This is a genomic window from Enterobacter sp. CPE_E1241 (assembly GCF_045618265.1).
Lineage (GTDB): Bacteria > Pseudomonadota > Gammaproteobacteria > Enterobacterales > Enterobacteriaceae > Enterobacter > Enterobacter adelaidei.
Map to the genome: position 1 here is coordinate 1,777,734 of NZ_JBIWYV010000001.1, position 14,712 is coordinate 1,792,445.

Below are 14,712 nucleotides of genomic sequence, written 5' to 3' on the forward strand. Positions count from 1 at the left end.
GCACAGCGTTAGCCGATTGTCATCAGGCTGGCGTTACCCCCTGCGGCGGCGGTGTTGACGCTGAGTGAGCGCTCAACGTACAGACGCTCCAGCAACAGGTTGGTTTCACCGCGGGCGAAGCCCTGCACCGAAACAATCGCCCCGCTGCGGGCAGCAACCTGCTCGCACAGTTCACGGAGCTGGTCAGAATCACCGTGGTAGATAACGGCGTCAAACGGCTGCGTCAGCAATGCATCCGCTTTCGCGAAGTGAATGCGTGACGAGACTGCTTTCGGCAGCTGTTTAGCCAGGTCACGATGCAGCGCATCTTCCGGCCACAGCACTTCACAACCGGTCGCCGCGGCAGCAGCCAGCTGCACCAGCGCATCCTGCTCGTTATCCGCCACGCACAGCACGCGCTCACGCGGCATCAGCGTCCAGGTGTTGCGCTCGCCGGTTGGACCCGGCAGCAGACGCTGGGTACCGGCCTGCGCCAGCTCGCCATACTGCTGCGCGAGAGCACGCAGTTCAGGACGTTTTTCCGCCCATGTGATAAGTGCTTCCAGCGGCTGCGTCAGCACGGTTTTCAGCTGCGTATCCACCGGATAGTCTGCGTCCTGACGTGCCAGGGTGACGCCCAGCGCGTTCTCCGGACGGTTCGCCAGCAGACGGTACAGATAGAGCGGACCACCCGCTTTCGGACCCGTACCGGACAAGCCTTCGCCGCCGAACGGCTGCACGCCCACGACCGCGCCAACCATGTTACGGTTGACGTACAGGTTGCCCACTTTGGCGCTACCGGTCACCTGAGCGATGGTTTCGTCAATACGGGTATGGACACCCAGCGTCAGGCCATAGCCAGAAGCGTTGATCTGCTCAATCAGCGCGTTAAGGTTGTTACGGTTGTAGCGCACCACGTGGAGTACCGGACCGAAAACCTCTTTTTTCAGTTCGTCGAAGCTCGCCAGTTCAATCAGCGTTGGCGGCACAAAGGTACCGGTGCGCCATTCGCGGGCATCTTCGCTGGTTTCACGTACGGCCTGGAACACCGGACGGCCTTTGGCACGCATGGTCTGAATGTGGTTTTCGATGTTGGCTTTGGCTTCCGCGTCGATCACCGGCCCGATATCGGTGGTGAGACGGCCCGGATTGCCCATACGGCATTCGGACATTGCACCGCGCAGCATCTTCAGCGTGTGGTCGGCCACGTCATCCTGCAGGCACAGCACGCGCAGGGCGGAGCAGCGCTGGCCGGCGCTGTCGAAGGCGGAAGCCAGAACGTCAACCACCACCTGCTCGGTGAGCGCGGAGGAGTCAACGATCATGGCGTTCATGCCGCCGGTTTCCGCGATGAGCGGCGTCGGACGACCCTGCGCGTCAAGACGGGTGGCGATGTTGCGCTGCAGCAGGGAGGCCACTTCGGTCGAGCCGGTGAACATCACGCCGCGCACGCGGTTATCGGCGGTGAGCTTCGCACCGACCGTTTCACCACGGCCAGGCAGCAGCTGAACCACGCCCGCCGGAACGCCGGCCTCCAGAAGAATGTTGATGCCCTGGGCGGCAATCAGCGGGGTTTGTTCTGCCGGTTTTGCCAGCACGCTGTTGCCCGCCGCAAGCGCCGCGGCAATCTGGCCGGTGAAGATCGCCAGTGGGAAGTTCCACGGGCTAATACAGACGACCGGGCCAAGCGGACGGTGGGTTTCGTTATCGAAATCATCACGCACCTGACCGGCGTAGTAGTGCAGGAAGTCGACCGCCTCGCGCACTTCGGCAATGGCGTTGCTGAAGGTTTTACCCGCTTCGCGCACCAGAATGCCGATGAGCTGTTGCATCTGATCTTCCATCAGCACCGCAGCGCGTTCGAGAATGGCGGCACGCTCCTCTGGAGGGGTGGCGAACCAGATAGGGGCGTTATTCACCGCGCTGTCCAGCGCCTGATCCACTTCCGCGTCAGTCGCTTCACGTACGTAGCCGACGATATCTTTTGGCTCTGCCGGGTTAATCACTGGCTGCATTTCTCCATCAGCGACAGGTTGCTCCAGCATTGGTTTAGCTTGCCATTTCTGCAGCGCGCTGTTGAGCAGGGCAGAGGAGAGGGATGCCAGACGATGTTCGTTGGCGAGATCCAGACCTGCCGAGTTCACGCGGCCTTTGCCGTACAACTCGCGCGGCAGGGCAATCTTCGGATGCGGCAGGCCAATCTGGCCTTCCTGCGCCGCCATCTTCTCAACCGCCTGCACCGGATCGGCCACCAGCTCATCAAGCGGCAGCGTGGTGTCGGCAATACGGTTAACGAAGGAGGTGTTCGCACCGTTTTCCAGCAGACGACGCACCAGGTACGCCAGCAGGGTTTCGTGGGTGCCCACCGGGGCATAGATACGGCACGGACGGTTCAGCTTGCCGTCCGCCACTTTACCGGTGACCTGCTCGTACAGCGGTTCACCCATGCCGTGCAGGCACTGGAATTCATACTGGCCCGGGTAGTAGTTCTGTCCGGCCAGGCTGTAGATCGCCGCCAGGGTGTGGGCGTTGTGGGTAGCGAACTGCGGATAGATCAGGTTCGGCACGCCGAGCAGCTTTTTCGCGCAGGCGAGATAAGAGACGTCGGTGTACACCTTGCGGGTATAGACCGGATAGCCTTCCAGACCGTCCATCTGGGCGCGTTTGATTTCGCTGTCCCAGTAGGCACCTTTCACCAGACGGATCATCAGGCGTCGACGGCTGCGGCTTGCCAGGTCAATCAGATAATCAATGACGAACGGACAGCGCTTCTGGTAGGCCTGAATAACGAAACCAATCCCGTTCCAGCCCGCCAATTCTGGCTCGAAGCACAGTTTTTCCAGCAGATCGAGAGAGATCTCCAGACGGTCGGCCTCTTCGGCGTCGATGTTAATACCAATATCATACTGGCGCGCCAGCAGGGTCAGGGATTTCAGTCGTGGGTAGAGTTCTTCCATCACCCGGTCGTACTGCGCGCGGCTGTAGCGCGGGTGCAGCGCGGACAGCTTAATGGAGATGCCCGGACCTTCATAAATCCCGCGACCGTTTGACGCTTTACCAATGGCGTGGATCGCCTGCTGGTAAGAAACCATATAGGCCTGCGCGTCGGCGGCGGTCAGGGCCGCTTCACCCAGCATGTCGTACGAGTAGCGGAAACCTTTATCTTCCAGCTTGCGGGCGTTTGCCAGCGCTTCGGCAATGGTTTCACCCGTGACAAACTGCTCGCCCATCAGACGCATCGCCATATCCACGCCCTTGCGGATCAGCGGCTCGCCGCTCTTGCCGATGATGCGGTTCAGGGAGCGGGAGAGGTTAGCTTCGTTATGGGTCGAGACCAGCTTGCCGGTAAACAGCAGACCCCAGGTGGCGGCGTTAACGAACAGCGACGGGCTGCGGCCAATGTGTGACTGCCAGTTACCGTTACTGATCTTGTCGCGGATCAGCGCGTCACGGGTGGCTTTATCCGGAATACGCAGCAGCGCTTCCGCGAGGCACATCAGCGCCACGCCTTCCTGTGAAGAGAGGGAAAACTCCTGCAGCAGACCCTGAACCATCCCGGCGCGGCCGGTGGCGGTTTTCTGGTTACGCAGCTTGTCCGCTAATTGATACGCCAGGCTGTGTGCCTGCGCGGCAATCGCTTCCGGCAGGCGGGCCTGTTCCAGCAGCATCGGCACGGCGTCGGTTTCGGCACGACGCCAGGCGCCGGTGATGGCGGCACGGCTGACGGATTGCGGCAGGATCTGCTCGGCAAATTCAAGGAACGGCTGATGACTGTCTTCGCCCGCGATCGGGGCTTCCTCGCTTTCATTCGCCGCGCCGGCCAGCAGGGCAGGCAGCTCTGGCAGACCGTCTTCACTCTCCAGTCTTTCCAGATAGTTAAAAATTGCCTGCTTGATTAGCCAGTGTGGTGTGCGGTCAATGCGGGTGGCTGCGGACTTAATCCGTTCGCGCGTTGCGTCATCCAGCTTAACCCCCATGGTGGTCATACCCATGCCAAAACTCCTGTTGTTCTTTAATAGTGTTCTGTCGTTAGCGTGAAATATCCACCATGTTGCAACTTTGTGCAACCGTGTTAAATGTGACCTGGTTTGCAACCCAGAAAATGAATGGATTGTTAATGAATGGTTAGCTGGAAAAAAGAGCTGGCTTCTGCATCGCAGGCCTGTTTTTATGCGGCGCTTAACATTTTTAAAAGGTGCAACCCTTATAAGTGTGAGCGAGTGCAACCTATAGAAAAGTTGTATCAAGCCAGGGATGAATTTGATGTAAATGCAGTGTTAAATCGTTTGTCAGCGGGGTGCGCATACGGCAGGATAGCGCGCCCAACGGAAACACAAGATACATTCACCACGTTCCGGTGATCATATAACAAGGCAGCCCGGACGGTTGTCGCTCGACTTTTTGGAGAATTTGAATGGCTATTAGCACACCGATGCTGGTGACATTTCTCGTTTATATTTTTGGCATGATCCTTATAGGGTTTTTGGCATGGCGTTCAACAAAGAACTTTGACGACTACATTCTGGGCGGACGTAGTTTAGGCCCGATGGTGACCGCGTTATCTGCGGGGGCATCAGACATGAGCGGCTGGCTGCTGATGGGGTTACCAGGCGCGATTTTCATCTCCGGTATTTCAGAAAGCTGGATTGCCATCGGCCTGACTGTCGGGGCATGGATCAACTGGAAACTAGTGGCAGGCCGTCTGCGTGTGCATACCGAGGCCAATAATAACGCCCTGACGCTGCCGGATTACTTCACCGGACGCTTTGAAGATAACAGCCGCATCCTGCGCATTATCTCTGCGGTGGTTATTCTTCTGTTCTTCACCATCTACTGTGCCTCCGGCATTGTGGCGGGCGCGCGTCTGTTCGAAAGCACCTTCGGCATGAGCTACGAAACCGCCCTCTGGGCCGGTGCTGCGGCGACCATCCTGTATACCTTCGTGGGCGGTTTCCTGGCCGTAAGCTGGACAGACACCGTGCAGGCGAGCCTGATGATCTTCGCCCTGATCCTGACCCCGGTGATTGTGATTTTCACCGTTGGCGGCTTTGCCGATTCGCTGGAAGTGATCAAACAGAAGAGCATTGAAAACGTCGACATGCTGAAAGGGCTGAACTTCGTTGCCATCGTGTCGCTGATGGGCTGGGGTCTGGGTTACTTCGGTCAGCCGCATATCCTGGCGCGCTTTATGGCCGCGGACTCTCACCACACCATCGTGCATGCGCGTCGTATCAGTATGACGTGGATGATCCTGTGTCTGGCGGGGGCGTGTGCGGTAGGCTTCTTTGGTATCGCGTACTTCAACAATAACCCGGCACAGGCGGGCGCTGTTAACCAGAACGCCGAACGTGTGTTTATCGAGCTGGCGCAGATTCTGTTTAACCCGTGGATTGCCGGTATTCTGCTCTCCGCGATCCTGGCGGCAGTGATGTCTACCCTGAGCTGTCAGCTGCTGGTCTGCTCCAGTGCCATCACCGAAGACCTGTACAAAGCTTTCCTGCGCAAAGGTGCAAGCCAGAAAGAGCTGGTGTGGGTAGGGCGCTTTATGGTTCTGCTGGTGGCGCTGGTGGCGATTGCACTGGCGGCCAACCCGGAAAACCGCGTGCTGGGCCTCGTGAGCTACGCATGGGCGGGCTTTGGTGCGGCATTTGGTCCGGTAGTGCTCTTCTCCGTCATGTGGTCACGTATGACCCGTAACGGCGCGCTGGCGGGAATGATTATCGGTGCACTGACCGTTATCGTCTGGAAACAGTTCGCATGGCTGGGCTTGTACGAAATCATACCGGGCTTCATTTTCGGCAGCATTGGTATTGTGGTCTTCAGCCTGCTGGGGAAAGCGCCGTCCGCCTCCATGCAGAAACGCTTTGCTGAAGCAGATGCGCATTACCGCTCTGCACCGCCGACTAAGCTGCAGCCGGAATAAATTTTTCCTCGGAACACTGAAGGCCGGGCAAGCGCTAGCGCTGCCCGGCTTTTTTCTTGCCAAAATCCGTAATTTCCTGTGATATCCATGTGCTTATAACAATGAGGATAGCGAAGCATGACAATCAAAACAGGGGTAATGGCAGCGGCATTATTGATGCTGGCTGGCTGCACTGCGCCATCGCAACACGCGGCGGTAGAGACCTGCAAAGCGGATAACCAGATGCAGCAAACCACGCTCTATTTCGGACTGAACCGTCCGGCTGGGGCGCAGATCACCAGTAACGAGTGGCAGCAGTTTGTTGATCAGGACGTTACACCGCGTTTTCGTGATGGTCTGACGGTATTTGATGCGCGTGGGCAGTGGTTGGGGAACGACGGGAAAGTGGCGCGTGAACCGAGTAAAGCATTGATGCTGATCCACGGTAAAGATGCGCAGAGTGAAAAGAACATCGAAGCGTTACGCGGGATTTATAAATCCCGCTTCGCGCAGGAATCGGTGATGCGTGTCGACCAGCCGGTTTGCGTGCAGTTTTAATCACAACGGCGGGATATCCCGCCGTTCTCATTTACAACACTAAACCCGCAAAACTCGCTGACAGCAGACTCACCAGCGTCGCGCCATACACCAGACGCAAACCAAAACGTGACACCACGTTCCCCTGCTGCTCGTTCAGGCCTTTAATCGCCCCGGCCACAATGCCGATGGATGCAAAGTTCGCGAACGACACCAGGAAGATGGACAAAATACCCAGCCCGCGCGGTGACATCTCATGGGCGATTTTTTGCAGCTCAATCATCGCCACAAATTCATTCGCCACCAGTTTGGTTGCCATAATACTGCCCGCATTTAAGGCATCGCTCAGAGGAATGCCCACCAGCCACGCCAGGGGATAAAATACATACCCCAGGATTTGCTGGAAGCTCATGCCAAACAGGCTGGAGAAGAGGGCGTTAACGGCGCTAATAAGGGCAATAAAGCCAATCAGCATCGCCAGAATAATCATCGCCACTTTAAAACCGGCCAGAATATACTCGCCGAGCATTTCGAAGAAGCTCTGGGATTCATGCAGTTTTTCAAGTTTGATATCCGGCTCCGCTTCCGGGCGCGCCGGGTTGATGACGGAGAGAATAATAAAAGTGCTGAACATGTTCAGAATCAGCGCCGCCACCACAAATTTGGCATCGAGCATGGTCATATAGGCGCCAACAATCGACAAAGAGACTGTCGACATGGCTGTAGCTGCCATCGTGAAGAGACGACGTGAGGAGAGATCGCCCAGCACGCCTTTGTAGGCAATGAAGTTTTCAGACTGGCCGAGGATCAATGAACTCACCGCATTAAAGGATTCCAGTTTGCCCATACCGTTCAGTTTTGACAGCAGCGTGCCGATCACCCGAATAAATATCGGCAGAATTCGCCAGTGTTGCAGAATACCGATCAGCGCGGAAATAAAAATAATCGGACAAAGTACGCCGAGGAAAATGAACGCCAGCCCTTTTTCACCCATCCCGCCAAAGACAAAATTGGTGCCTTCGGCAGCAAATTTCAGCAGTGATTCAAAAAACCCTGAGACGTATTTAATCAGGAATAACCCGCTTTCGGCGTGCAGGAAAAAGAACGCCAGAGCAATCTCAATGACAATCAGCTGTAAAACAAAACGAATGCGAACTTTTCGGCGGTCGAAACTCACCAGCCAGGCCAGCGCAAGAATAATCACCAGCGCCAGCAGGAAATGGACAATCTTAAACATAATTAATTTTCACCAGGTGTTTGAGGCAGGTATTTAGCCACAGCCCTGATTAACCGTAAATGGGCATTTTCGTTATAACTTATAAACTTAACGATAACGATAACGATGGCAACTATTACCAGACTTTGCGTTTACAACTCGTCATCAAAACAACACACATTTCGCTTGTTTTTCTCTTCGCCGTAATGATAATCACTATCACAAGAATTTACCTTTCTTTGCATCAGTTGACTGCGATAAACATTTAAGGTGTCGGCATGTTTGTTCCATTTCTCATTATGTTGCGTGAAGGGCTCGAAGCTGCCCTCATCGTCAGTCTCATCGCCAGTTATCTGAAGCGAACCCAGCGCGGACGCTGGATTGGCGTCATGTGGGTGGGGGTGTTCCTTGCCGCGGCGCTCTGTCTGGGCCTGGGCATCCTGATCAATGAAACCACCGGTGAATTCCCGCAGAAAGAGCAGGAGCTGTTTGAAGGCATCGTTGCGGTGATCGCGGTGGTGATCCTCACCTGGATGGTGTTCTGGATGCGTAAAGTCTCCCGTAACGTAAAGGTACAGCTGGAGCAGGCGGTGGATAACGCCCTGCAAAAGAGCAATAACCACGGCTGGGCGCTGATCATGATGGTCTTTTTCGCCGTCGCGCGTGAAGGCCTGGAGTCCGTTTTCTTCCTGCTGGCGGCGTTTCAGCAGGATGTCGGCATTTGGCCGCCGTTAGGTGCGATGCTGGGCCTTGCTACGGCTGTGGTGCTGGGTTTCCTGCTCTACTGGGGCGGCATTCGCCTTAACCTGGGGGCCTTCTTCAAGTGGACGAGTCTGTTTATTCTGCTGGTGGCGGCAGGGCTGGCGGCAGGGGCGATTCGCGCCTTCCATGAAGCGGGCCTGTGGAACCATTTCCAGGACGTGGCGTTTGATCTCAGCAACGTTCTTTCCACTCATTCACTGACCGGCACTCTGCTCGAAGGCATCTTCGGTTATCAGGAAACCCCGAGCATCAGCGAAGTGGCGATGTACTTTATCTATCTCATTCCGGCGCTGGTGCTGTTCGCAATGCCGCCGCGTACCGGCACGCAGGCGTCGCGCGTTACACCATAATATTTGCTTTAGTTACAACATACTTTTAAAGGGAAGAGCCATGGCAATTCAGTTCCGTCGTAGTGCATTATGCGCAGGCATCGCCGCGCTGTTCGCTTCTGCATTCTCCGCCTGGGGTGCGGATGTTCCTCAGGTTAAAGTCACCGTCAATGACAAGCAGTGTGAGCCGATGACCCTCACGGTTAACAGCGGCAAGACCCAGTTTATTATCCAGAACCACAGCCAGAAGGCGCTGGAGTGGGAAATTCTGAAGGGTGTACTGGTGGTGGAAGAGCGCGAAAATATCGCTCCTGGCTTCAGCCAGAAGATGACCGCCAACCTGCAGCCGGGCGAGTATGAGATGACCTGCGGTCTGCTGACTAACCCTAAAGGTAAGCTGATCGTCAAAGGTGAAGCAACGGCCGATGCGACGAAAGGTGCGGCGGTGCTGAGCCTGGGTGAGGCGATTACCGCCTATAAAGCGTATGTCTCCAAAGAGACGGCCGACCTGGTTGCGGGTACCAAAGCCTTTACCGATGCGGTGAAAGCAGGTGATATCGAAAAAGCGAAATCCCTCTATGCGCCAACCCGTCAGCACTACGAGCGTATCGAGCCGATTGCCGAGTTGTTCTCTGACCTTGATGGCAGCATTGATGCCCGCGAAGACGATTTCGAGCAGAAAGCGGCCGATCCGAAATTCACCGGTTTCCACCGTCTGGAGAAAGCCCTGTTTGGCGACAACTCCACCAAAGGGATGGAGAAATACGCTGAGCAGCTGAACGGTGATGTGCTGGAGCTACAAAAGCGCATCAGCGAGCTGGCCTTCCCGCCGTCAAAAGTGGTGGGCGGTGCCGCAGGGCTGATTGAAGAAGTGGCCGCGAGCAAAATCAGCGGTGAAGAAGATCGCTACAGCCATACCGACCTGTGGGATTTCCAGGCTAACGTTGACGGTTCACAAAAAATTGTCGATCTGCTGCGTCCTCAACTGCAGAAAGAGAACGGCGAACTTCTGGCTAAAGTGGATGCTAACTTCAAAAAAGTCGACGCCATTCTGGCGAAGTATCGTACCAAAGACGGCTTTGAAACCTACGATAAGCTGACCGATGCCGACCGCAACGCGCTTAAAGGCCCGATTACCGCCCTGGCGGAAGATCTCTCCCTGCTGCGTGGCGTACTGGGTCTGGACTAAGCACGATGAATAAGCATAACGAAAGCGAGGTGGTTGAGCCTTCACGTCGTCGGTTGCTAAAAGGGGTAGGGGCGCTGGGGGGCGCTCTTGCGCTGGCTGGTGGGTGTCCGGTGGCGCATGCGGCGAAACCGCAAAGCGCGCCCGGCACGCTGTCCCCTAATGCTCGCATGGAGACGCAGCCGTTTTACGGTGAACATCAGTCGGGCATTCTGACACCGCAGCAGGCGTCGATGATGCTGGTGGCATTTGACTCACTGGCGAGTGATAAAGCGGATCTGGAGCGTCTGTTCCGTCTGCTGACGACACGTATCGCGTTTCTCACCACAGGCGGGCCGGCACCGGAAACGCCAAATCCGCGTCTTCCGCCCATGGACTCCGGTATCCTGGGGCCGTTTATCGCCCCGGATAACCTGACGATGACCGTTTCGCTCGGTGAATCGCTGTTTGATGCGCGCTATGGACTGGCAAAACAGAAGCCAAAAGCGCTGCAGAAAATGACGCGTTTCCCGAATGACTCGCTGGACGCTGCTCTTTGTCACGGTGACCTGCTTCTGCAGATTTGCGCCAATAGCCAGGACACGGTGATCCACGCCCTTCGGGATATTATCAAGCACACGCCGGATCTGTTGAGCGTGCGCTGGAAACGGGAAGGGTTTATCTCAGACCATGCTGCCCGCAGTAAAGGGAAAGAGACACCGGTTAACCTGCTGGGCTTTAAGGACGGTACGGCCAACCCGGACAGCCACGATGGTGCGCTCATGAAGGAGGTGGTGTGGGTCACTGCCGATCAGGGCGAACCGACATGGGCCGTTGGGGGAAGTTATCAGGCCGTGCGGATTATTCAGTTCCACGTGGAGTTCTGGGACCGCACACCGCTCAAAGAGCAGCAGACGATTTTTGGTCGTGATAAGCAGAGTGGGGCACCGCTGGGCATGAAGAATGAGCATGATGTGCCCGACTACGCCGGCGATCCGAATGGCGATGTGATTGCGCTGGACAGCCATATTCGTCTGGCTAATCCGCGCACCAAAGAGACGCAGTCCAGCCTGATGATGCGCCGTGGCTACAGCTACTCTCTGGGCGTAACCAACTCCGGCCAGCTTGATATGGGGCTGCTGTTCGTCTGCTATCAGCACGATCTGGAAAAAGGCTTCCTGACCGTGCAGAAGCGGCTAAATGGAGAAGCGCTGGAAGAGTACATTAAACCTATCGGCGGCGGCTATTTCTTTGCCCTGCCAGGCGTACGCGATCAACACGCGTATCTCGCTCAAGGGCTGATTGAGGCCTGATCGCTGTCCCTGCGCCACGTTCGCAGGGACATTATTTTTTCATATGACAATTCTGTTGTTATATTTCTGTAATATTTCTGTATGAGACTGATTTCAACTGTAGGGACAGTCTTAAAGGTTGCAATCAGGTAAAATAAATGTTGCATTTATGATAACACCTGATGTAATTAAGATAAGACAGCGGTAGTTCCCGGCAGTGATGCTGAATCACTATGGAGATCGCGAATGGTTGCGTCCTGTACTGGACATGGTAAACACAACAACCGCAGCACCCGGCGCGGAGGCTCAGACTCCGGCAGCGATTTCCTCACCACTAAATTCTCCCCCCTTCCTCAAGAATCTCATTCGACCGACGTGCAGAACGGTGCGCGTAGCTGTTCCGTATCGTCATCCGATAAAGCAAGCAATGGCTTACAAGGAAGCCAACCCTCTGATGTTCGTGCGCATAATCGTGCTGAAACTGGCGCGTGTGATGAATACCAACAACTCAAGGTGCTATCCATGGGAAGACAAAAAGCAGTGATCAAAGCTCGTCGCGAAGCAAAACGTGTGCTGAGACGGGATTCACGTAGCCATAAACAGCGTGAAGAAGAATCGGTCACCTCGCTTGTGCAGATGAGTGGCGTAGAAGCAATTGGCATGGCGCGGGACAGCCGTGACAATTCTCCAATTGTGGCGCGCAATGAGGCTCAGGCGCACTACCTGAATGCTATCGAGAGTAAACAGCTCATCTTTGCAACCGGTGAAGCCGGATGCGGGAAAACCTGGATCAGTGCAGCCAAAGCGGCGGAAGCGCTGATCCATAAGGACGTGGAGAGGATTATTGTCACCCGTCCGGTACTGCAAGCTGATGAAGATCTCGGCTTCTTGCCCGGAGACATTTCGGAGAAGTTTGCCCCATACTTCAGGCCCGTCTACGACGTGCTGGTGAAACGACTGGGGGCTTCCTTTATGCAGTACTGCCTGCGGCCAGAGATTGGCAAGGTGGAAATCGCGCCGTTCGCCTATATGCGCGGACGTACATTTGAAAATGCGGTCGTCATTCTTGACGAGGCTCAGAACGTGACCGCTGCGCAAATGAAGATGTTTTTGACGCGCCTCGGGGAGAACGTGACGGTTATCGTTAACGGCGATATTACCCAGTGTGACCTGCCATCCGGCGTGAAATCCGGACTGAGCGACGCTATGTCACGTTTTGAGGAAGATGAGATGATTGGGGTGGTCCGCTTCACCAAAGATGACTGCGTGCGATCGGCGCTGTGTCAGCGCACGCTGCAAGCGTATTATTGAGTTTGTTGTTCTGTTCAAAGCCCGGGAAACCGGGCTTTGTTCTTTTCCCTTGTATGTTTAAAGTCACTTTAGCTAACGTCGTTAAATAAAACTGTCGTCATCATCGCTGTAGTCGTCATCTGCATCGTCGTTCTGCCAGGTGTCGTTATTATTGCCGAACGGATCGTCCTGGTTGAGGAAGCGGGTGTCAGAGACATTATTAAAGTCGCCGTATTGATTACCGATAAACGGCTCATTACCGGCGGGCGTTGTCGGTTCTTCGATGATGTTCACGATCTCTTCCGGCCGCGACTGATGGAACATACTGGTCAGCATCTCGGCCAGCACGACGCCACCGGCCACGCCAGCGGCTGTTTGCAGCGCGCCTGCCATAAAACTGCCGCCGCGAGGAGCCGAAGCTGGCGCTGCCGCCCGTGAATAATCCTGCGCCGGTGGCTGTTGCTGCTGGGCATTCCAGCTGTTGTCCGGCTGCGGGTTGCTTTTCCCGCCACCAAACAGGCCGCCGAGGAAACTGCCGCCCGTCGAGGGTTTGCTTTTTTGCGCGGCTAATTCGCTTTCAAGCTCCTGAACCCGGGACTGTAGGCGTTTCAGCGCCGCTTCCTGAATCAAAATCGATTGCGCCATATAGTAGGGGGCCGCAGGCTGCTGTCTGACGAATTCCGCGATCTGACGCTCTGCATCGGCATCCCGTTGGCTGTTTTGTTGTCCGGTCTGTTTCAGACGTTCGAAAAGGCCGTTGATTAGCTGCTGTTCTTCATATTGCATGACAATAACCTTCCGCTCTCCAGGGGGGATACCACCTAGTTTATCAGCGGTGATAAACTGTGTCTGGAGAGTGAAATGTTTGTTTAAGATTGGTTGCAAGTTAGCTGAAACTCGCTCTGCTTTTGGGCGAAAAAAAAGCCCGTACTTTCGTACGAGCTCTTCTTTAAATATGGCGGTGAGGGGGGGATTGACTCGCTTTGCTCGCCCTGCGGGCAGCCTGTTCGCTGCGCTCTCAGTCTGTCCAACTGGCTGTCGCCAGTTGTCGAACCCCGGTCGGGGATTCTCATCCCCCCTGCATGAGTGCAACATGCGAAAAAAAAGCCCGCATTTTCATGCGAGCTCTTCTTTAAAGATGGCGGTGAGGGGGGGATTGACTCGCTTTGCTCGCCCTGCGGGCAGCCTGTTCGCTGCGCTCTCAGTCTGTCCAACTGGCTGTCGCCAGTTGTCGAACCCCGGTCGGGGATTCTCATCCCCCCTGCATGAGTGCAACATGCGAAAAAAAAGCCCGCACTTTCGTGCGAGCTCTTCTTTAAATATGGCGGTGAGGGGGGGATTCGAACCCCCGATACGTTGCCGTATACACACTTTCCAGGCGTGCTCCTTCAGCCACTCGGACACCTCACCATATTGTTTTGCTGCCTGACCGCTTGGGGGGCAACGGGGCGCTACTATAGGGAGTTGCGCTAAAACGGTCAAGCAGATTTTCTGCTTTAGTGCCTGTTCGGTTAAGCCTTAATCAGCTCATGTCGCTTAGAGCCGGATTAACGCTGTGAATCGAGCACTTCGCTGTTTTTTACCACTTCCTGTGCTTTGCCGTAGCTTTCGATCAACAGCTGATAAGCCGGGAAGATGTGGGTATACACCTCGGCCCACTTGGCCGCGTCTTCACGGTTCCAGGTTCGCTGGATTTCTGAGGCGACTGCCGCTGTATCCATTGGCACTACGCCAGCCTGGACGACACGAGCCAGGGTGATCTCTTGTGCCATTTTGCTGTAGGTACCGGACGCATCGATCACCGCAAAGACTTTATAACCATCAGCAACCGCACTAATTGACGGGAAAGCCATGCAAACGCTGGTGATGGTACCCGCGATAATCAGCGTGCTGCGCCCGGTGGCTTTCACTGCCGCCACAAATTCCGGGTTATCCCAGGCGTTAATCTCTCCTTTACGTGGTACGTACTGCGCATGCGGCGCGTTGGCGTGGATTTCCGGGATAAGCGGGCCGTTCGGCCCCTGGGGAACGGATGCTGTCGTGATTACCGGGATCTTCGCCAGGGTAGCGATCTTTGCCAGCGCTGCCGCACGGGCACGCAGTTCCGGCATTGGCATATCCCCAACGGTCTGGAAAAGACCGCTCTGGTGATCGATAAGCAACATCACCGCATCGTTCACATCAATAACCGGACGCGCTCCGTTGAAATTTGCAGGTGTGGACATTTTCTTCTCCTTTAT

The 14,712-nt window shown here is 55.6% G+C and carries 10 protein-coding genes, 1 tRNA gene and 2 other RNA genes; 6 read left to right on the forward strand and 7 right to left on the reverse strand.

What is annotated here, in order from left to right; genetic code table 11:
* Nucleotides 1–8 precede the first annotated feature (8 nt).
* Nucleotides 9–3,971, reverse strand: coding sequence for a trifunctional transcriptional regulator/proline dehydrogenase/L-glutamate gamma-semialdehyde dehydrogenase (gene putA, locus ACJ9Y9_RS08560; protein WP_407226083.1), 3,963 nt, complete (start codon nt 3,969–3,971; stop codon nt 9–11).
* A 422-nt stretch (nt 3,972–4,393) separates the two neighbouring features.
* Here putA and putP point away from each other — a divergent pair, with 422 nt between their 5' ends.
* Together putP and ACJ9Y9_RS08570 are read left to right on the forward strand one after the other, a co-directional pair.
* Nucleotides 4,394–5,902: a sodium/proline symporter PutP gene (gene putP / locus ACJ9Y9_RS08565; protein WP_028019108.1), complete on the forward strand. Its 1,509-nt coding sequence runs from the start codon at nt 4,394–4,396 to the stop codon at nt 5,900–5,902.
* 117 nt (nt 5,903–6,019) lie between these two features.
* Nucleotides 6,020–6,439, forward strand: a complete 420-nt coding sequence (locus tag ACJ9Y9_RS08570; RefSeq protein WP_028019107.1) for a DUF3574 domain-containing protein — start codon at nt 6,020–6,022, stop codon at nt 6,437–6,439.
* Between the two features lie 31 nt (nt 6,440–6,470).
* Here ACJ9Y9_RS08570 and ACJ9Y9_RS08575 read toward each other — a convergent pair whose 3' ends face one another.
* Nucleotides 6,471–7,655, reverse strand: a complete 1,185-nt coding sequence (locus ACJ9Y9_RS08575) for a NupC/NupG family nucleoside CNT transporter (protein WP_028019106.1) — start codon at nt 7,653–7,655, stop codon at nt 6,471–6,473.
* Between the two features lie 257 nt (nt 7,656–7,912).
* Here ACJ9Y9_RS08575 and efeU point away from each other — a divergent pair, with 257 nt between their 5' ends.
* From efeU to phoH, 4 genes are all read left to right on the forward strand, one after another.
* A complete protein-coding gene (gene efeU / locus ACJ9Y9_RS08580) occupies nt 7,913–8,746 on the forward strand; it encodes an iron uptake transporter permease EfeU (protein WP_028019104.1) in 834 nt (277 codons plus the stop codon).
* Nucleotides 8,747–8,786: 40 nt separating this feature from the next.
* Nucleotides 8,787–9,914 (forward strand): iron uptake system protein EfeO, encoded by a 1,128-nt coding sequence (gene efeO, locus ACJ9Y9_RS08585; RefSeq protein WP_028019103.1) that lies wholly within the window; start codon nt 8,787–8,789, stop codon nt 9,912–9,914.
* 5 nt (nt 9,915–9,919) lie between these two features.
* A complete protein-coding gene (gene efeB, locus ACJ9Y9_RS08590; protein WP_028019102.1) occupies nt 9,920–11,203 on the forward strand; it encodes an iron uptake transporter deferrochelatase/peroxidase subunit in 1,284 nt (427 codons plus the stop codon).
* A gap of 501 nt (nt 11,204–11,704) precedes the next feature.
* On the forward strand, nt 11,705–12,493 hold the full coding sequence (phoH, locus tag ACJ9Y9_RS08595) for a phosphate starvation-inducible protein PhoH (protein ID WP_008503509.1): 789 nt from the start codon (nt 11,705–11,707) through the stop codon (nt 12,491–12,493).
* Nucleotides 12,494–12,574: 81 nt separating this feature from the next.
* On the opposite strand, the gene ACJ9Y9_RS08600 is transcribed toward phoH, so the two are convergent.
* The 5 genes from ACJ9Y9_RS08600 to ACJ9Y9_RS08620 all read right to left on the reverse strand — a co-directional run bounded on the left by ACJ9Y9_RS08600 (nt 12,575) and on the right by ACJ9Y9_RS08620 (nt 14,697).
* Complete coding sequence (locus tag ACJ9Y9_RS08600) at nt 12,575–13,258, reverse strand: DUF2076 domain-containing protein (protein ID WP_315959264.1); 684 nt, start codon at nt 13,256–13,258, stop codon at nt 12,575–12,577.
* A gap of 170 nt (nt 13,259–13,428) precedes the next feature.
* A non-coding RNA gene (locus tag ACJ9Y9_RS08605) (RtT sRNA) lies at nt 13,429–13,565 on the reverse strand.
* Between the two features lie 46 nt (nt 13,566–13,611).
* A non-coding RNA gene (locus ACJ9Y9_RS08610) (RtT sRNA) lies at nt 13,612–13,748 on the reverse strand.
* A gap of 46 nt (nt 13,749–13,794) precedes the next feature.
* A tRNA-Ser gene (locus ACJ9Y9_RS08615) sits at nt 13,795–13,882 on the reverse strand.
* 137 nt (nt 13,883–14,019) lie between these two features.
* Nucleotides 14,020–14,697, reverse strand: coding sequence for an isochorismatase family protein (locus ACJ9Y9_RS08620; RefSeq protein ID WP_028019100.1), 678 nt, complete (start codon nt 14,695–14,697; stop codon nt 14,020–14,022).
* Nucleotides 14,698–14,712 lie beyond the last annotated feature (15 nt).

Bases quoted from the DNA above. Each gene is read 5' to 3' on its own strand.
- putA (WP_407226083.1), bottom strand. From the start codon at position 3,971: ATGGGTATGACCACCATGGGGGTTAAGCTGGATGACGCAACGCGCGAA.
- putP (WP_028019108.1), top strand. From the start codon at position 4,394: ATGGCTATTAGCACACCGATGCTGGTGACATTTCTCGTTTATATTTTT.
- ACJ9Y9_RS08570 (WP_028019107.1), top strand. From the start codon at position 6,020: ATGACAATCAAAACAGGGGTAATGGCAGCGGCATTATTGATGCTGGCT.
- ACJ9Y9_RS08575 (WP_028019106.1), bottom strand. From the start codon at position 7,655: ATGTTTAAGATTGTCCATTTCCTGCTGGCGCTGGTGATTATTCTTGCG.
- efeU (WP_028019104.1), top strand. From the start codon at position 7,913: ATGTTTGTTCCATTTCTCATTATGTTGCGTGAAGGGCTCGAAGCTGCC.
- efeO (WP_028019103.1), top strand. From the start codon at position 8,787: ATGGCAATTCAGTTCCGTCGTAGTGCATTATGCGCAGGCATCGCCGCG.
- efeB (WP_028019102.1), top strand. From the start codon at position 9,920: ATGAATAAGCATAACGAAAGCGAGGTGGTTGAGCCTTCACGTCGTCGG.
- phoH (WP_008503509.1), top strand. From the start codon at position 11,705: ATGGGAAGACAAAAAGCAGTGATCAAAGCTCGTCGCGAAGCAAAACGT.
- ACJ9Y9_RS08600 (WP_315959264.1), bottom strand. From the start codon at position 13,258: ATGCAATATGAAGAACAGCAGCTAATCAACGGCCTTTTCGAACGTCTG.
- ACJ9Y9_RS08620 (WP_028019100.1), bottom strand. From the start codon at position 14,697: ATGTCCACACCTGCAAATTTCAACGGAGCGCGTCCGGTTATTGATGTG.